Raw genomic sequence first — 16,644 nt, forward strand, 5'->3', positions numbered from 1 at the left:
CAGGGTACACTGCCGCCGCCGATGCTGCACCTGGCCGCGCCGACCGACCAGAGCTGGGCCGCGCGAGCGCGCGAGCACCTGCCGGAGATCCTCCTCGACCACGCCCACTGCGAGAAGAAGGCGGCGTCGACTGCGTTGTCGCTGATCTTCCGCTACCCGGAGCGGCCGGCCATGGTGGTGCCGCTGTCGCGGCTGGCGCGCGAGGAGCTGGCCCACTTCGAGGAGGTGGTGGCGGTGATGCGCGCGCGCGGGCTCGAGTTCCGCCGCCAGACGCCGAGCCCGTACGCGGCCAGGCTGATGAGCGCCGCCCGCACGCACGAGCCGATGCGGCTGCTCGACACGCTGCTGTGCTGCTCGCTGATCGAGGCGCGCAGCTGCGAGCGGATGCGGCTGCTGGCCGAGACGCTCGACGACCCCGGGCTGGTGAAGCTGTACCGCGGCCTGCTCGCCTGTGAGGCGCGACACTTCCACAGCTACGTCGAGCTGGCGCGCGAGCTGGAGGTCGTCGGCGAGGCGGAGCTCACGGCCAGGCTCGAAGCCCTGGCGCTGCACGAGGCCGAGGTCCTCCGCGGCGACCCGGGCGAGCCGCGGCTGCACAGCGCGGTCGCGGCGTGAACCGACGCGCGTTCGGCGTTACAGTCTGCGCGCCATGACCAGCGAACACCGCCCGTTCCGCGTCCTCGGGGTCCAGCAGATCGCAGTCGGCGGCCGCGACAAGGCGGCGCTCCGTCACCTGTGGTCCGACCTGCTCGGCCTCCCGATCGTCGGCAGCTTCCGCAGCGAGCGCGAGAACGTCGACGAAGACATCGCCGTCGCCGGCTCGGGGCCGTGGCAGGTCGAGGTCGACCTGATGCAGCCGCTCGACGCCGACAAGAAGCCGCGCGTGCACGAGCCGGCGCTCAATCACATCGGCCTGTGGGTCGACGACCTCGACGCGGCGGTGACCTGGCTCTCGGGACAGGGGGTCCGCTTCGCGCCCGGCGGCATCCGCCGCGGCGCGTCCGGCCACGACGTGTGCTTCATCCACCCGCGCGGCGACGGCGACGCGCCGCTCGGCGGCGAGGGCGTGCTCATCGAGCTGGTCCAGGCGCCCGCCGAGCTGATCGCGGCCGGCCGCTGAGCCTCACGCGACGCAGTCGCGCGAGATCATCGACTCGGCGACGGCGCTGGTGACCGGCCGCGAGAAGAAGTAACCCTGGCCGAACTCGCAGCCCATCTCGGCCAGCAGGTCGAGCTGCGCCCGCGTCTCGACGCCCTCGGCGATCACGCTCATCCCGAGGTTGTGCGCCAGCGTGACGATCGTGCGCACGATCTCCGCGTTCTCGCCGTCGGGCCCGATGTTGCTGATGAAGGAGCGGTCGATCTTCAGCGCCGACATCGGGAAGCGATGCAGGTAGCTGAGCGAGGAGTAGCCGGTGCCGAAGTCGTCGACGTAGGAGTGGACCTGCTCCATCCGCAGCTGCTCGATCAGCTCGGAGGCGGTCTTCGGATCTTCCATGATCACGCTCTCGGTGATCTCGAGCTTGAGGCTCGACGGGACGAGCATGCTCTCGTGCAGGGCCTTGGCGATCAGCGCCGGCTGGGCGAACTGCTTGCCCGAGAGGTTGACGCTGATCGACAGCGCCTCGCGGTGCGGGTACTTGAGGTGCCAGCGCTGCATCTGCCCGCAGGCCTCGCGCAGGACCCATTCACCGATCGGGATGATGAGGCCGGTCTCCTCGGCGCAGCCGATGAACTCGCCGGGCAGCACGAGGCCGCGCGTGGGGTGGTTCCAGCGCAGGAGCGCCTCGAAGCCGCTGATCTGGCCGCTGACGAGGTCGATGACGGGCTGGTAGTAGACCTCGAACTCGCCGCGCTCGATGGCCCGCCGCAGGTCGCTCTCGAGCGTGAGCTGGGCGACGGCCTCGGCGTGCATGTCGGCGTCGAACAGCTCGTAGCGGCTCTTGCCGCGCCGCTTGGCCCGGTGCATCGCGGTGTCGGCGTCGCGCAGGATGTCCTCGGTGCGCTCGTAACCCAGCGCGCTCCAGGTGATGCCGACGCTGATCGAGGTGTAGACCTCCTGGTCGCGCAGGGCGAGCGGCTGCTTGAGCTGGCCGAGGATCCGGTCGGCGACGCGGATGGCGTCGCTGGCGTCCTGGACGTTGGGCAAGAGGATGCCGAACTCGTCGCCGGACAGGCGCGCGAGCAGGTCGTCGGCGCCGACGCAGTCCTGCAGCAGGCGCGCGAACGAGATGAGGAGGCGGTCGCCGATCGAGTGGCCGAGGCTGTCGTTGATGTTCTTGAAGCGGTCGAGGTCGAGGCACAGCACGGCGAAGGCCGGCCGGCCCTGGCGCACGGCCTGCAGCGCGGACTCGAGCTTCTCCATGAAGGCCTGGCGGTTGGGCAGGCGCGTCAGCGGGTCGTGCAGCGAGTCGTGGCGCGAGCGCTCCTCGCGGGCGCGCAGGGCGATCTCGGCGCGGCGGCGGCGGGTGATGTCGCGGGCGACGACCTGGACGCCGGTCACCTCGCCGTCGAAGTCGCGCAGCGGGACGACGGTCGACGAGAACCACCCGGTCTTGCCGCGGACCTCGATCATCTCCTCGACCGAGACGCCGATGCCGCTCTCCATGACCTGCTCGAAGCGGGCGAGGTAGGCCTCGGCCAGCTCGGGCAGGTCGGGCGCGAGGTCGGCGAGGCTCTTGCCGATCAGGCTGTCGACGGTCGAGGAGAAGAGGTCGGCGATCAGCTCGTTGGCGTGGAAGATGATGCCGCGCCGGTCGAAGCAGAGCAGGAAGACGTCGGAGGCCTCGACGAGCAGCTGGTACTTGATCTCGCTCTCCTGCAGGGCGCGCTCGATCTTGCGGCGCTCGCTGATGTCGACCAGCGTGACCATGATCGCGGCCGCGCCCTGGCCGTCGTCGTCGACCGGGACGGCGGTGAGGCTGGTCCACAGCAGTTCGCCGCGGGCGGTCCGGAGGCCGACGGTCATCGGCGGCTGCGGCTTGCCGAGCTCGAGGCAGCGCCGCAGCGGCGAGGCCGGGCCGAGCGGGTGACCGTCGTCGCGCAGGGCGCCGGTCTCGAGGTCGTCGATGCCGAGCGCGGCGAGGGCCGCGGCGCTGTGGCCGAGCAGGCGCTGCGCGGTGGTGTTGGACATGACGACCGCGCCGCGGGCGTCGAGCTGGAGGATGCCGGTCGGGACGGCGTCGATGAGCCGCAGCAGCGCGGGAGCGATCAGCGGGCGCGCGCTGGCGGCCGGGTCGCCGAAGTGACGCGCCAGGCCGGGCGCCTCGCGCAGCAGCCAGGCGTGCGTCTCGACCAGCGGCGGGTCGACGCGCTGGCCGAGGTCCGGGTGCAGCTCGTACCAGGCGGCCCGGCTGCGCGCGTAGGCGACCAGCGCGGTCCAGCGGGCGTACAGCGCCGGGGTCAGGCAGGCGGCCAGGAGCGCCCGGCCCTCGGCGCCGTCGCGCGCGTCGGCGGCGAAGGCGAGCCCGCAGCCCATGAGGATGTCGTGAAGGACAGGGTCTTCAGGCCATGTCTCGAGGTGCAGGTGAACCTCGCGCAGGCGCTCGCGCAGGCCGTCGCGGCGGGCCGGCAGCTGCTCGACGAAGGCGCGCGGGTCGTCGAGGACGGCCAGCACCTCGGCGGGCGCGCGGCCGAGGCGAGTCAGGGCGAGCGCGTGCTCGACGAGGCCGGCGCCGGCGCGGCGGAGGGCGAGGAGCAGGGTGAGCTCCTTGAAGACGGCGGGCAGCGGGCAATCGAGGTAGGCGTGTCTGGCGGCGTGCCACAGGTCGGCGAGGGTGTCCGGACAGGCGAAGGCCGGCTCGAAGAAGGCCGGCAAGTAGCCGAAACGCTGCTCGATCTGCGCGCGCAGGGCGGCCAGCCGGCCTGCAGCCCCGGCGTCTCCCTGGGGTTCGAGCCCGCTCTCGGCGGGCGCAGCGAGGTGTGGATGCGAGTCCGTGATCGCAGTTCTCCGCGGGAAAACCGTGCCAAAAGAGCGTTACAGGGGCCCGCGAGGGGTGTCAATTCCAGGACGCGTGAGGAGCCGGTCAGGACATGGTTCTATCGCGGTTTCCCGGGGCGGTCCGGCGCGAATTCCTGACGGCAGGGCGGTGAGATCGGCGCGCGGACGGGTGCGTCGGTGCGCGGACGAGTGACCGGCGCACCCCGATGGGATGGCGGAAGAAACAGGCGAGAGGTCCTGCGTCGCGTCCGGTCTGCGAGCCTGCGTCGGGGCCACGCGGCGAGACAGCGGAGGCGACGCACGACCGCGGTGCGTCACGAGCAGCGCCGGCTCAACCGCCGCGGCTGTCGCCGGGGTCGCCGGCGCCGCCCTCGGGGTCGGGCACGAAGCGGTTGATCTTCGACAGGAGCCGCCGCAGGTCGATCGGCTTGGTGTCGTAATCGTCGCAGCCGGCCTCGAGGGCCTTCTCGCGGTCGCCCGACATGGCGTGCGCGGTGAGGGCGATGACGGGGATGTTCGCGGTCGCCTCGTGCTCCTTCAACACGCGCGTGGCGTACCAGCCGTCCATGTCCGGGAGGCTCAAGTCCATCAGCACGATGTCGGGCTTCTCCTTCTTCACCATGGCGACACCCTCGCCGCCGTCGACGGCGACGAGCACCTCGTAGCCCTTGCGACGGAGTCGCCTCGAGAGCATGTCCCGGCTGAGTTCGTTGTCCTCGACGATCAAGACCTTGGGCATAACCGGGTCCATCCTAACACCAGCAGCCGGCGAAGGGCGACCGCGCGACGCGCCGGGCGACTGCGCGCTGGTAAGCCGGTGTACGGCGGCGCGCCCGTTCAGGGCAGCACGAACTGACCGTCGCCCTCGCGCCGGACCCGGCCTTCGGCCTCGAGCTTGCGCAGGTGGGCGTCCAGGGACCGCTCGGCCAGCCACCAGATCGCCTGCGGGGTGTCGGCGTAGGCGCCGGCCAGCAGCTCGGGCACCCGCGTGGCGCCGGCGTGCAGGGCGGCCAGCACCCGGGCCTCGCGCTGTCTGCGATGGGTGATGTAGCGCTCGAGGCATTCCTGCGGCGCCGCAATGACGGGACCGTGGGCGGGGACGAGGGCACTCGGCCGCTCGCCGGCGAGGCGGGCGAGCGAATCGAGGTAGGCCGACATGTCTCCTCCGTCGGCAGGGTCGATGAGGATCGTCCCGAGCCCGGCGACGAGGTCGCCGGCGTAGGCGATCCCGGTCCGCTCCTCGCAGTAGACGAGGTGGCCCGGCGCGTGGCCCGGCGTGAACAGGGCCCGAAGGACATATCCGTCGCCGAGCTCGAGCCGGTCGCCGTCTTCGAGCGCGATGTCGACGGGGAAATCGAGCCGCTCCGCCGTGAGCGCGTGGGCGTAGAGCGGCGCACCCAGCCGCTGCGCGAGCTCGAACGCGTAGCCGATGTGATCGCCGTGGTGGTGGGTGACGAGCACGGCGACGATCTCCGCGCCTCCGGCGGCTCGCTCCGCGAGCAACGCGTCGAGCGCGGCCCGCTCAGTCGGATACGGCGTGGCCGGCTCGATGACCGCGAGGCGCCGCGTGCCGACGATCAAAGTATTGGTGGCGGTCGCCGGTGGAAGCGTCGGCGTCTCGAACGGAACCCGCCAGACGCCGGGGTCGAGGACTTCAGGCTCGGCCATGGCAGCCGAGTGTAATGGGCGGGCCGCCCAGTACAACCGTCGATGGCGCGCCTCGCGGCGTCGAGGCCCCGTATACTGACCGATGATGCGTTGGCGCCCTCGCTTGCTCGCGGCCGACCCGCCCGAGTTGCTCGTATACGACGAGGCGACCGTCTGTCCCTACCTCCAGGGGCGCGACGCTCGGATGCCGCTCCGCGTGCCCACGCGGATGCTTACCCCGCAAGAGTTCGCCGAGCGGCTGCGGGTCGGCGACCGCCGCCAGGGCGTGCTCCTCTACCGCACCTCGTGCCCGAGCTGCCAGGCGTGCGAGCCGATCCGCATCGACGTCGAGCGCTTCGTCGCCGACAAGACCCAGCGCCGCGTGTACCGGCGCGGCCTCGGGCGCATCGACGTCGAGATCGGTCCGCCCGAGCTCACGCCCGAGAAGGTCGCCCTCTACAACCGCCACAAGGCCGAGCGCGACCTCAACGCCGACGGCCACGACATCGACGAGGTCGGCTACCGCGCGTTCCTCGTCGACACCTGCTGCGAGTCGTTCGAGATCCGCTACCGCGTCGACGGCCGCCTGGTCGGCGTCGCCGTCGTCGACCGCGCCGAAGACGCCCTGTCCGCCGTCTACTTCTACTTCGACCCCGACTTCGAGCCGCTGTCCCCCGGCGTCTTCTCGATCATGAAGCAGCTCGAGCTGTGCCGCGCCTGGGGCCTCCGCTACCTCTACCTCGGCCTGTACATCCGCGAGTGCCCGTCGATGGCCTACAAGGCCCGCTACCTGCCCCACGAGCGCCGCATCGGCGGGCGCTGGCGCCGCTTCGACCGCCCCGGCGCGAGCACCGACGACATGTCTGAAGAGACATGACGCGTGGGCCATGCGGCGCCGCGGCCCCAGCGGCAGCGTGCTTGCCCGGTCCCCGATTCGCCTCCGCCTCTCGCGCTGAGCGAGGGGCGGTTTCGCGCGCCTTTGTTAAACTGGTATGACCAGTTGACCATCGAATCTCAGCATGACATGCTCAGCGCATCAGGCTGTCTGCCATGCGCCTCAAGCCCGTCGCCCGAAAATCCCTGTCCGACGCTGTTTTTGAGCAGCTCTCCCAGGAGATCGTGCACGGCCGGATGCGTCCCGGCACGCCGCTGCCGAGCGAGCGCGCGCTGTGCGACGTGCTGCGGGTCAACCGCGGCGCGGTGCGCGAGGCGCTGAAGCGGCTGTCGCAGGCCGGCCTCATCGCCATTCAGCACGGCGGCGGCACGCGGGTGCTGGATTTCAAGCAGACCGCCAGCCTCGACCTGCTCAATCGCCTCCTCTTTCATCACGACGGCACGGTCGACCTCCGCGTCGCTCGCAGCGTGATGGAGATGCGGGCCGCGATGGCCCCGGACATCGCTCGCCTGGCCGCCTTGCGCCGCAGCCCCGGCCAGGTGCTCCAGCTCGACGAGGTCGTCGCGGCGATGGCCGCGCAGGAGCACGACCTGCTGGCGCTGCAGGTGCTGGCGCTGCAGTTCTGGGACCTGCTGACCGTGTGCAGCGAGAACATCGCCTACCAGCTGGCCTTCAACGGCCTGCGCCACAGCTACGAGGGCATGCGCGAGGCGCTGGTCGAGGTGATGGGCGAGGAGCTGCGCGACCTCGCGGCCTACCGCCGGATCGCCGAGGCCGTGCGCCGCCGCGACGGCGAGGGCGCCGGGCAGTCGGCCCAGGCGCTCATGCAGCACGGCTCGCGCGGCATCTTGCAGCTGCTCGCCGCGCTCGAGACGTCGACCGACCAACAAGAAGAAGGAGAGGAGGACGAGGACGATGACGACCCACGAACATGAACCCCTGGGTGGCAAGAACCCCACGTTGGGCCAGGCCGCGCGCGCCTTCTTCACCTTTCACAGCCCGCGGATCTTCGCCGTGGTGTTGCCGCTGCTGGTCGCCACGCGGGTGGCCGTCGGCGGCTTCGGCTGGTCCGACCTGCTCGTCGTCCCGATCTTGCTGGCGGTGCAGCCGTTCGCCGAGTGGCTGATCCACGTCTACATCCTCCACTTCAAGCCGACGCGGGTGTTCGGCCGCACCTTCGACCTGCAGATCGCCAAGTTCCACCGCGCGCACCACCGCGACCCGTGGCGGCTCGAGCTGGTGTTCATCCCGCGGCGGGCCGGCTGGCTCGGCCTGGCGATGTTCTCCGCCGTGTGGTTCCTGCTCGCGCCCACCCCGCAGATGGCCCTCAGCGGCGTCGTCGGCAGCGTGGTCGTGGCCTTCCTCTACGAGTGGACGCACTACCTCACGCACACCGGTTACAAGCCCCAGAGCGAGTTCTACCGCCGGATCTGGCGCTACCACCGCCTGCACCACTTCAAGAACGAGCACTACTGGCAGGGCGTCACCACCCACCTCGGCGACCGGATCCTCGGCACCATGCCCGACCACGCCGGCGTGCCCAACTCGCCCACGTGCCGCACCCTCGGGATCGAAGCGCCGACCGACCTGCCCGGCCCGCCGTGAGCAGCCTGTCCTTCGGGACATCTGCAGCTCCTTGCCGAGCGCCGCGGCCCTGGGGCATCCTCGCGGCGTGTCGCGTCTGTCGCCCGGGGTCCACTGGTTCTCGCCCACGCTGCCGATCCACGTCTTCGACGCCGCCGAGCCGGGCCCGGTCGCGCTGATCCAGGCCGGGATCCACGGCGACGAGGTCGCCGGCGTGCACGCGCTGCAGGAGCTGCTCGAGGAGGACATCCGGCCGGCGCGCGGGCGCCTGATCGTCGTGCCGGTGATGAACCCTCCCGCCTATCGCGCCCGCCAGCGCTGCGCCCCCGGCGGCCTCGATCTCAACCGCTGCTTTCCCGGCGACGCCGACGCGCCCGAGCGCGAGCGCAAGCTGGCCCGCCGCTTCATGGACCTCGTGCTCGCCGAGCGGCCGGCGCTGATGGCCACGCTGCACGAGAGCCACAAGCGCTACCACCCCGAGGTGAAGCCGTCGTTCGGGCAGACGCTGGTCTACGGCGTCGAGCCGATGCCGGCGATCATCGGCCGCACGATCGACCGCCTCAACGCGCGCCTCGCCGGCGAGGACGAGCGCTGGGCTCCGCAGTACTACCCTGTCGCGACGTCGTCGACCGAGGTCATCGTCGACGCCACCGGGTGCGTGGGGATCTGCGTCGAGACGTGGATGGGCCTGCCGGAGCCCCGCCGCATCGAGATGCAGCGCACCGTGGTCGAGCTGCTGCTCGACGACCTCGGTGTCCGTCCGATGGCCTGATTCGGGCCGCTGCGCGCGCGTTTGACCGCAGGCGTCCGTCCCGCTGCCACGGCCCTTGCGCGGGGGAGCCTCACGCCGGTTTTGTCGTGCCCCGCGCGGGTCTGCGGTAGATTTTTGCGAGTGCTCGAGCCCGCCACCCAGACCGCCACCGCCCCGGCCGCCCCCTCGTTGCCGACGAGCCCGCTCGCCGCCCGCGCGGAGGCCGTCTTCGAGGCCACGAGCCCCTACGACGGCGACGGCTTCCGCAACCACTGCCGGCGCCTGTTCCTGTTCACCGAGATGCTGCTGGCGCGCGAGGGCACCCCGCTCGCGCGCGACCTCGCCTACGCGATCGCCATGTGCCACGACCTCGGGATCGTCAGCCGCGAGGACACCGGCCGCACCTACCTCGAGCGCAGCCGCAGCCTGTTCGCGCGCGAGATGACCGGCTACGCCATCGCCGCCCCGCAGGACATCGTCGACGAGTGCCTGGTCTACAACCACCGCCTGCTGTCGGTGCCGAACCTGTCGCCGCAGGCCGACGCGTTCCGCCGCGCGGTCCAGATCGAGCACACCCGCGGCCTGCTGCGCTTCGGCCTGCCGAAGGGGCCGGTCGCGGCCGTGTTCGCCGCCTACCCGCGCGACAACTTCGACCGCGTGCTGCTCGACTTCACCTGGCGGACCCTGCGCCACGAGCCGTGGACCCTGGTCAGCGGGATCTTCTTCTGATCCCGCGCGCCGAGAGAACCTGGCCTTCCACGCATGTCTCCAGTGACCTGGTCGCCAGGACATGCACGAAACACCCTGTGCGAGAGGACATGTCATGACGAGCGAGCGGCTGACCCCGGAGCAGACCGAGCAACTCGAGGCGGCGGCGTTCCGCAGCCTGGTGGCCCACCTGCGCGAGCGGACCGACGTGCAGAACATCGACCTGATGAACCTCGCCGGCTTCTGCCGCAACTGCCTGTCGCGCTGGTACCACGAGGCCGCGCAGGCGCGGGGCATCGCGCTCGGCAACGACGAGGCGCGCGAGATCGTCTACGGCATGCCGTACAGCGAGTGGAAGGCGAAGCACCAGAAATGACGCTGTCGCTCGAGTCCCGCGAGCTCGAGGTCGGCACGCGCGGCCGCGGCCTCGTCGACGTCACCGCGGAGGTGCAGGCGTTCGTGCGCGACTGCAAGGTCCGCCACGGCCTGTGCACCGTGTTCATCCACCACACCAGCGCCTCGCTGCTGATCACCGAGAACGCCGACCCCGAGGTCCACCGCGACCTCGAGCGCCTGTTCGCCCGCCTCGCCCCCGACGGTGACCCGCTGTTCCGCCACGACGCCGAGGGCCCCGACGACATGCCCGCGCACGTCCGCAGCGCCCTCACCCAGACCTCGCTGGCGATCCCCGTGCAGGCCGGGCGTTGCGCCCTCGGCACCTGGCAGGGCATCTATCTGTGGGAGCACCGCCACGCCGGCCACCGCCGCCGCCTCACCCTCACCGTCATCGGCTCGTGACCGACTCGATCCCGCACAACGCCCCCCAGGACCCGCCCGAGCTGCCCGTCCACGGCCGCTCGGCGCAGCGGCGCCTGCTCGCGCGGGCGATGGTCAAGACGATCGCCACCTACGACCTGATCGGCGCCGGCGACCGCGTGCTCGTGGCCGTGTCGGGCGGCAAGGACAGCTACACGCTGCTCGACTTGCTGTGGGAGGCGAGGGCGCGCGCGCCGTTCCGCTTCGAGCTCGTGGCGGTGCACCTCGACCAGGTCCAGCCCGGCTACGACGGCGCGCCGCTGCGGCGCTGGCTCGAGCGCTTCGGCGCCCCGTTCGAGATCTTGCGCGAGGACACGTACACGCCGGTGGTGGCCCACACGCCCGCCGGGAAGGCGTACTGCTCGATGTGCTCGCGGCTGCGGCGGGGGATCCTCTACACCGCGGCGGAGCGGCTCGGCTGCAACAAGATCGCGCTCGGCCACCACCGCGACGACAGCCTCGAGACGCTGCTGCTCAACCTGTTCTACGCCGGCCGACTGCAGGCGATGCCCGCCGGCTACACCACCGACGACGGCCGCTTCCGCGTGATCCGTCCGCTGATCGAGTGCGCCGAGGCCGACATCGCCGCGCACGCGCGCGAGGCCGGCTACCCGATCCTTCCGTGCAACCTGTGCGGCTCGCAGGACAACCTCCGCCGGGACAAGATGTCCGCCCTCATCAGCCAGCTCGAGCAGGACAACCCCGCCGTCCGCTCCGTGATGCTCAGCGCGCTGAAGAACGTGGCCCCGTCGCACCTGCTCGACCCACGCCTGCTCGCGCGCGCCGAGGTCGACGAGGTCGCCGTCCGCGGCGAACCCGGACCGCTCCTCGGCGAGCCGAACGACGCCGCCGCCGACAGCGCCCCGCGCTCGCGACCGCGCCGCCTCACCGTGCTGCCCTGAGCACGCCTCGGGCGCGTTCTCGCGCGAACAGTCGAAGACATGTCCGCATAGACATGTCCCATCGGCCCTGGCGCCGGGGACATGCCCCTCGCGCCAGGCTGCTTACACCGCCGCGAGCCCGGGCTCAGAACGGGATGTCGTCGTCGCCCGGGTCGGACGGCATGTAGTTGTTGTCGTACGGCTCGCTGCCGCCGCCACCACCGCCGCCGCCCTCTTCGTCGAAGCCACCGCCGCCGCCGCCGAAGCCGCCGCCACCACCGCCGCGGTTGTAACCGCCGCCGCCGCCGCCGCGGTTGCCGCCACCGCTGCCGCCGCGGTTGTAGCCGCCGCCACCGCCGCCGCGGTTACCACCGCCGCCGCCGCCGTAGCCGCCACCACCGCCGCCGCCCTCACCACCGCCGCCGCCACCTTCACCGCGGCCGCCGAGGAACTGCACCGTGTCGGCCACGATCTCGGTCGTGTAGTGCTTCTGGCCCTCTTTCTCGTACGACGAGGTGCGCAGGCGACCCTCGACGTAGACCTCGCGGCCCTTGGTGAGGAAGTTGTTGCAGTGCTCGGCCTGCTTGCCCCACACCGTGATCCGGTGCCACTCGGTCTCCTCGACCATTTCGTTGTTCTTGTTCTGGTATTTGCGCGACGTCGCGACGTTGAGCTTGCAGACCGGCTGCCCGTTCTGCATGTACCGAAGCTCCGGGTCGCGGCCGAGGCGGCCGAGGACGATGGCTTTGTTGACGCCAGCCATGAGGTTGCTCTGCTTCTTTTCTCGGTGGTCGCGCGGGCCCGCGAGGGGCAATCACGAGCGGCGCGCGGATGGTGGGTGGTATACGCGAAACTGCTCCCCACGGGGAGGTCGCTCGGTGCGGCTGCCTGTTTGCAGGCCGCATGAAAAAAGTCGAGGCCGCCGCCTCGCCGCGGCGACCCCTGCGCGCGCTCGTGAGCGACGCGCGGACGATGTGGTTCACAGCGCTTGACTTTGCGCACGACCATCGCCCGCCGACGAGATCGGCGAGGACCTCCGCCTCCACCAGACCTCAGGCATCTCGGAGGCCGCGCCTGAGGACGGCCGTGAAGCCTGATTCCTCCGCGTCTGCCCGGCCGCCAATCGGTGATTTGTTGACGAAGAGCGGCGTTCCGAACTATTACCGGGCATAGTGAGGGAGTAATCCCCCAGGCACGTCGCCATGCACATGTCGCTCAGCGTCATCCTCTTGCTGCGGAACCGTGAACCGGCCGTGACCCAGATGGTGCGGCGGGCTGTCGACGTGTTGCGGAGCGTCGGGGCCAAGGGGCGACCGTTCGAGCTGCTCGCCGTCGACCAGACCTCGGTCGACAACACGCTGAGCTTGCTCAGCGTGCTGCACGCGCGGCTCCCCGAGCTGCGGATCCTGCAAGACGTGCGTCAGGGCATGGCGGTGATCGAGGCGGCGCGGGCGGCCCGCGGCGACCGCTGGCTGATCGTCGACCGCCTCGTCGACCCCGAGCTGATGAAGTGGGGCCTGCACCAGCTCGAGAACGGCAAGCGGGCCGCGATCGTGCCGGGAGAGATCCTCGCGGTCGAGGCCAAGCTCGGCGCGCAGGTGCTCGGCAACCTGTCCGGCGGGCTCGTTTCGGCCCAACAGGCCGTCGAACACGAGCTCACCGCTCGCGGCCAGCGGCCGGCGTGGAGCCCCGCGCCCGACCGTGGCGTCGCCGAGCGCGCCCTCCTGTTCGTGCGCCAGCACCTGGGCTGGGTCGGTTTGAGTCAGCTCGACCGCCCGCTCGGGACCTGAGCTCGCCCGCTGCTATAGTCCCGCGGTGGCCACCCTCCTCGCCATCGTCGCGCTCTCGCTTTTAATCATCGTTCACGAGTTCGGGCACTACATCTGCGCGGTCGCCACCGGCATGAAGGTCGACCGCTTCAGCGTGTTCGGCATCGGACCGGTGATCGCGCGGCTTGGCGTGTGGCGCGGCACCGAGTTCGTCATCAGCGCCATCCCCTTCGGCGCCTATGTCCACATCGTCGGCATGGAAGCCGACGACGCGCCCTCGATCGCGGTGGCCGAGGGCGGGCGCCCCGGCGAGGTCCCCGACCACGACCCCAACGACCCCAGCCTCTACCGCAACCGCCCGATCTGGGCCCGCATGCTGGCGATCCTCGGCGGCCCGCTCGCCAACTACCTCACCGCGATGGTGCTCGGGTTCGTCGCCCTCACCATGATCGGCAACGAGGTCCCGCTGTCGATGCGCGTCGACGCCGTGATAGAGCCGGCCGCCCAGACCGCGGGCCTGCTCCCCGGCGACGAGCTGTTGAAGATCGCCGGCGATGACGTCACCGGCCGCGGCACGCAGGACAAGATCCTCGCCACCACCGGCGCGCACAAGGGCGAGACCGTGGCGACGGTGGTCCGCCGCGACGGCCAGGAGGTCGCCCTCGACCTCCCGCTCACCGCCGAGGGCAAGATCGGCATCCAGATGTCGCCCGGCGACGTCACCCGCGAGACCCACCCGGCCGGCGTGGCCGCCAAGACCGCCGTGCTGTTCCCGATCAAGTTCAGCGCCTTCCAGCTCGACGCCCTCGGCAAGTGGGTCACCGGCCGCATCGAGGGCAAGATGAGCGGCCCCGTCGGCATCGTCCGCGAGATCGCCAAGTCGGCCGAGCGCGGCATCGAGGCCTTCGTCGAGATCGCCATCAAGATGAGCACCCTGCTCGGCCTGTTCAACCTGCTCCCGCTGCCCGCCCTCGACGGCGGCCGCTTCGTGTTCCTGCTGTGGGAGGGCATCACCCGCCGCCGCGTGACGCCCCGCATCGAGGAGACCGTCCACGGCATCGGCATGCTGGCCCTGCTCGGCCTCATCCTCTGGGTCACCATCCGCAACGACCTGTTCTCGCACCTCTTCGGCTGAGATGGCCCATGGCCGCGCGTCAAGGACGACCCCCGAGAAAGCCCACCACTCCGAGCCCGGCGCCCGCTCCCCTCGCTGAAGGGACATCCGGACAGGTCCCTGAGGACATGGCCCAAAAGCCATATCCGGACGAGGCCCCGAAGCCGCCGACGAGCGAGGCGTACGCGCCGGAGACCGAGGACGTGCTCGAGAGCTTCGAGGTCGCCGACGGCGGCGCCGGCGACCTCGACGCGCCGGGCCGGTTCGTCGGCACCAGCAAGACCGAGGCGCTGGCGGCGATCCAGGCCGACGCGGCGTGGCAGCCGCGCGCGGGCACGGCGGAGGAGCTGGCGGAGATCGTCGAGCGCCTGCCCGACCTGCCGGGCGTCTACCTGATGCGCGACCGCAAGGGCGAGGTCGTCTACGTCGGCAAGGCCCGGCGCCTGCGCGCGCGCGTGCGGCAGTACTTCAACGGCACCGACCCGCGGCTGTTCGTGCCCTACCTGGCCCAGACGCTCGGCGACATCGAGACGGTGGTCACCTCCAACGACAAGGAGGCGCTGCTGCTCGAGAACAACCTGATTAAAAAGTACAAGCCGCGCTTCAACGTCAAGCTGCGCGACGACAAGCAGTTCCTGGTCCTGCGCCTCGACCCCAAGGCGAAGTGGCCGCGGCTCGAGCTGGTCCGCCGCATGCGCCAGGACGGCGCCCGCTACTTCGGCCCGTACCACTCGGCCCAGAGCGCCCGCCACACGCTGCGGGTGGTCAACCGCTACTTCAAGCTGCGCACCTGCAGCGACTACACGCTGACGCACCGCAAGCGCCCGTGCCTGCAGCACCAGATCGGCCGCTGCCCGGCGCCCTGCGTCTACCCGGTCGACGCCGCCGCCTACGCCAACCAGGTCAAGGGCGTCGGCCTGTTCCTCGAGGGCCGTCACAAGGAGCTGGTCGCCGGCCTCACCACGCAGATGGAAGACGCCGCCGGCGCGCTCGAGTTCGAGACCGCCGCGCGCCTGCGCGACCAACTGTCGGCCATCAGCACCAGCCTCGAGCGCCAGCAGGTCGTCGGCTCGGCCACGCTCGACCAGGACGTCGTCGGCATGTACCGCGAGGGCGGCCAGGTCGAGTTCGTGGTCATGCACGTGCGCCAGGGCAAGCTGCTCGGCACGCGCACGTTCTCGGCCCGCGGCATGGAGCTGCCCGACCCCGACGTGCTCGGCAGCTTCCTCGTCGCCTACTACGACGACGCGCCGACGATCCCCGACGAGATCTTGCTGCCCTCCGAGCTCGCCGACGACGACGAGGCGCCGCTCAAGGCGTGGCTGCGCGAACACAGCGGCCGCAAGGTCGCCCTCCTGGTGCCCGAGCGCGGCGACCGCAAGAAGCTGTCGATCCTGGCCCAGCGCAACGCGGCGTCCAACTTCACCTCGCGCCGCAACCGCGCCGAGGACAGCGAGCAGGCCCTGCGCACCCTGCAGCAGCGCCTCGGCCTCAGCCGCCTGCCGCGCGTGATCGAGTGCTACGACATCAGCCACATCCAGGGCCAGGACACGGTCGCGTCGATGGTCGTGTTCGTCGACGGCGCCGCGGCCAAGAAGCGCTACCGCAGCTTCAAAATCAAGGGCCTCGGCGGGCTCGCCCAGGGCGACCGCCAGAACGACGACTTCGCCAGCATGTACGAGGTGCTCGGCCGCCGGCTCAAGCGCGCGAATGTCGGCGAGGACATGTCCGAAGAGGCACTTGATGCGCCCGAGGCAGAGGCAGAGGCCGGCGAGGGCGAGGCCGACGTCGGGGCCGCCGACGAGCTCGAGGTCGAGGAGAACACCTGGGCGCTGCCGGACTTGATGGTGATCGACGGCGGCAAGGGCCAGCTCGGGCGGGTGATCGCGGCGCTGCGCGACCTCGGGGTGCCGATCGGCGAGGGCGGCGTCGACGTCGTCTCGCTGGCCAAGGAGCGCCGCCAGGGCCTCGGCCACGGCAGGGCGGCGCTGCAGCGGCTGCGCACCTTCAAGACCTACGCCGACGCCGCGGCCGCGCTCGACGCCGCGACCACGTCGAAGGCCGAGGACGCGCCGGTGATCGCCGAGCCCGACCCCGACGCGCCGCAACGGCCGGGCCAGAGCTATCAAGATTACGTGGTGCGCACGCCCGACGACGGCCCCGAGGAGTGGGAGGTCAAGCCGGAACGCGTGTTCGTGCCCGGCGCGAAGGATGCGATCCGCCTGCGCCCCGGCAGCTCCGAGCTGTACCTGATGACGCAGATCCGCGACGAGGCCCACCGCTTCGCCATCACCCACCACCGCAAGCGCCGCGGCAAGCGGGCGCTGCACAGCGCCCTCGACGACATCCCCGGCGTGGGTCCGGCGCTGAAGAAGGCGCTGATCCAGCACTTCGGCACGGTCGCGGAGATCCGCGCAGCGGTGCCGGCGCGGCTCACCGAGGTGAAGGGCGTCGGCGCTGCCCTGGCGCAGCGGATCCACGAGGCCCTGCGCGAGGCCGGAGGCGACTCGAGTGCGCCGCCGCGCGGCGAGTCGTAGTA

At 71.2% G+C, this 16,644-nt stretch carries 17 protein-coding genes; 13 read left to right on the forward strand and 4 right to left on the reverse strand.

All coding sequences use genetic code 11. From position 1 onward, the window contains the following. Positions 1-21: 21 nt before the first annotated feature. Positions 22-615 carry a tRNA-(ms[2]io[6]A)-hydroxylase gene (locus K7C98_RS00050; RefSeq protein WP_224189391.1) on the forward strand — a complete coding sequence of 198 codons (594 nt, stop codon included), beginning with the start codon at positions 22-24 and terminating at the stop codon, positions 613-615. A gap of 34 nt (positions 616-649) precedes the next feature. Beyond that, on the forward strand, positions 650-1,120 hold the full coding sequence (locus tag K7C98_RS00055; protein ID WP_224189392.1) for a VOC family protein: 471 nt from the start codon (positions 650-652) through the stop codon (positions 1,118-1,120). Positions 1,121-1,123: 3 nt separating this feature from the next. Here K7C98_RS00055 and K7C98_RS00060 read toward each other — a convergent pair whose 3' ends face one another. The 3 genes from K7C98_RS00060 to K7C98_RS00070 all read right to left on the reverse strand — a co-directional run bounded on the left by K7C98_RS00060 (position 1,124) and on the right by K7C98_RS00070 (position 5,608). After that, positions 1,124-3,817: a putative bifunctional diguanylate cyclase/phosphodiesterase gene (locus K7C98_RS00060; RefSeq protein ID WP_224189393.1), complete on the reverse strand. Its 2,694-nt coding sequence runs from the start codon at positions 3,815-3,817 to the stop codon at positions 1,124-1,126. 454 nt (positions 3,818-4,271) lie between these two features. Continuing rightward, complete coding sequence (locus K7C98_RS00065; RefSeq protein ID WP_224189394.1) at positions 4,272-4,679, reverse strand: response regulator; 408 nt, start codon at positions 4,677-4,679, stop codon at positions 4,272-4,274. Positions 4,680-4,777: 98 nt separating this feature from the next. Beyond that, on the reverse strand, positions 4,778-5,608 hold the full coding sequence (locus K7C98_RS00070; protein ID WP_224189395.1) for an MBL fold metallo-hydrolase: 831 nt from the start codon (positions 5,606-5,608) through the stop codon (positions 4,778-4,780). 85 nt (positions 5,609-5,693) lie between these two features. Between K7C98_RS00070 and K7C98_RS00075 the strand changes: the two genes are divergently transcribed. From K7C98_RS00075 to ttcA, 8 genes are all read left to right on the forward strand, one after another. Beyond that, on the forward strand, positions 5,694-6,464 hold the full coding sequence (locus tag K7C98_RS00075) for an arginyltransferase (RefSeq protein ID WP_224189396.1): 771 nt from the start codon (positions 5,694-5,696) through the stop codon (positions 6,462-6,464). 173 nt (positions 6,465-6,637) lie between these two features. Further along, positions 6,638-7,417, forward strand: a complete 780-nt coding sequence (locus K7C98_RS00080; protein ID WP_224189397.1) for a FadR/GntR family transcriptional regulator — start codon at positions 6,638-6,640, stop codon at positions 7,415-7,417. Continuing rightward, positions 7,398-8,087, forward strand: a complete 690-nt coding sequence (locus K7C98_RS00085) for a sterol desaturase family protein (RefSeq protein WP_224189398.1) — start codon at positions 7,398-7,400, stop codon at positions 8,085-8,087. Before K7C98_RS00080 ends, K7C98_RS00085 begins: the two co-directional genes overlap by 20 nt. A 67-nt stretch (positions 8,088-8,154) precedes the next feature. After that, the gene (locus K7C98_RS00090; protein WP_224189399.1) at positions 8,155-8,838 is read left to right on the forward strand and encodes a succinylglutamate desuccinylase/aspartoacylase domain-containing protein; all 684 of its coding nucleotides are present in this window, start codon (positions 8,155-8,157) and stop codon (positions 8,836-8,838) included. A gap of 120 nt (positions 8,839-8,958) precedes the next feature. After that, positions 8,959-9,546: a hypothetical protein gene (locus K7C98_RS00095; RefSeq protein ID WP_224189400.1), complete on the forward strand. Its 588-nt coding sequence runs from the start codon at positions 8,959-8,961 to the stop codon at positions 9,544-9,546. Positions 9,547-9,640: 94 nt separating this feature from the next. Beyond that, positions 9,641-9,901 carry a DUF1244 domain-containing protein gene (locus tag K7C98_RS00100; RefSeq protein ID WP_224189401.1) on the forward strand — a complete coding sequence of 87 codons (261 nt, stop codon included), beginning with the start codon at positions 9,641-9,643 and terminating at the stop codon, positions 9,899-9,901. Further along, positions 9,898-10,323, forward strand: coding sequence for a secondary thiamine-phosphate synthase enzyme YjbQ (locus K7C98_RS00105; RefSeq protein WP_224189402.1), 426 nt, complete (start codon positions 9,898-9,900; stop codon positions 10,321-10,323). The genes K7C98_RS00100 and K7C98_RS00105 overlap by 4 nt, the downstream gene beginning before the upstream one ends. Before the next feature lie 41 nt (positions 10,324-10,364). Continuing rightward, positions 10,365-11,243 carry a tRNA 2-thiocytidine(32) synthetase TtcA gene (gene ttcA, locus K7C98_RS00110; RefSeq protein ID WP_431312823.1) on the forward strand — a complete coding sequence of 293 codons (879 nt, stop codon included), beginning with the start codon at positions 10,365-10,367 and terminating at the stop codon, positions 11,241-11,243. 124 nt (positions 11,244-11,367) lie between these two features. Here the strand turns inward: ttcA and K7C98_RS43275 are convergent, their stop codons facing one another. Then, positions 11,368-11,985 carry a single-stranded DNA-binding protein gene (locus K7C98_RS43275; RefSeq protein ID WP_263429129.1) on the reverse strand — a complete coding sequence of 206 codons (618 nt, stop codon included), beginning with the start codon at positions 11,983-11,985 and terminating at the stop codon, positions 11,368-11,370. Positions 11,986-12,424: 439 nt separating this feature from the next. On the opposite strand from K7C98_RS43275, the gene K7C98_RS00120 reads away from it, so the two are divergent. From K7C98_RS00120 to uvrC, 3 genes are all read left to right on the forward strand, one after another. Then, the gene (locus tag K7C98_RS00120) at positions 12,425-13,012 is read left to right on the forward strand and encodes a hypothetical protein (RefSeq protein ID WP_224189404.1); all 588 of its coding nucleotides are present in this window, start codon (positions 12,425-12,427) and stop codon (positions 13,010-13,012) included. A 25-nt stretch (positions 13,013-13,037) separates the two neighbouring features. Beyond that, positions 13,038-14,126, forward strand: a complete 1,089-nt coding sequence (locus tag K7C98_RS00125) for a M50 family metallopeptidase (protein ID WP_224189405.1) — start codon at positions 13,038-13,040, stop codon at positions 14,124-14,126. A 107-nt stretch (positions 14,127-14,233) separates the two neighbouring features. Further along, on the forward strand, positions 14,234-16,642 hold the full coding sequence (uvrC, locus tag K7C98_RS00130) for an excinuclease ABC subunit UvrC (RefSeq protein ID WP_224189406.1): 2,409 nt from the start codon (positions 14,234-14,236) through the stop codon (positions 16,640-16,642). Positions 16,643-16,644: the final 2 nt, after the last annotated feature.

Origin of the sequence: Nannocystis pusilla (assembly GCF_020073745.1) — a bacterium.
Lineage (GTDB): Bacteria > Myxococcota_A > Polyangia > Nannocystales > Nannocystaceae > Nannocystis > Nannocystis radixulma.

Excerpts from the sequence above, each read along its gene's own strand:
- K7C98_RS00050 (WP_224189391.1), top strand. The coding sequence starts at position 22 with ATGCTGCACCTGGCCGCGCCGACCGACCAGAGCTGGGCCGCGCGAGCG.
- K7C98_RS00055 (WP_224189392.1), top strand. The coding sequence starts at position 650 with ATGACCAGCGAACACCGCCCGTTCCGCGTCCTCGGGGTCCAGCAGATC.
- K7C98_RS00065 (WP_224189394.1), bottom strand. The coding sequence starts at position 4,679 with ATGCCCAAGGTCTTGATCGTCGAGGACAACGAACTCAGCCGGGACATG.
- K7C98_RS00070 (WP_224189395.1), bottom strand. The coding sequence starts at position 5,608 with ATGGCCGAGCCTGAAGTCCTCGACCCCGGCGTCTGGCGGGTTCCGTTC.
- K7C98_RS00075 (WP_224189396.1), top strand. The coding sequence starts at position 5,694 with ATGCGTTGGCGCCCTCGCTTGCTCGCGGCCGACCCGCCCGAGTTGCTC.
- K7C98_RS00080 (WP_224189397.1), top strand. The coding sequence starts at position 6,638 with ATGCGCCTCAAGCCCGTCGCCCGAAAATCCCTGTCCGACGCTGTTTTT.
- K7C98_RS00085 (WP_224189398.1), top strand. The coding sequence starts at position 7,398 with ATGACGACCCACGAACATGAACCCCTGGGTGGCAAGAACCCCACGTTG.
- K7C98_RS00100 (WP_224189401.1), top strand. The coding sequence starts at position 9,641 with ATGACGAGCGAGCGGCTGACCCCGGAGCAGACCGAGCAACTCGAGGCG.
- K7C98_RS00105 (WP_224189402.1), top strand. The coding sequence starts at position 9,898 with ATGACGCTGTCGCTCGAGTCCCGCGAGCTCGAGGTCGGCACGCGCGGC.
- K7C98_RS43275 (WP_263429129.1), bottom strand. The coding sequence starts at position 11,985 with ATGGCTGGCGTCAACAAAGCCATCGTCCTCGGCCGCCTCGGCCGCGAC.
- K7C98_RS00120 (WP_224189404.1), top strand. The coding sequence starts at position 12,425 with ATGCACATGTCGCTCAGCGTCATCCTCTTGCTGCGGAACCGTGAACCG.
- uvrC (WP_224189406.1), top strand. The coding sequence starts at position 14,234 with ATGGCCCAAAAGCCATATCCGGACGAGGCCCCGAAGCCGCCGACGAGC.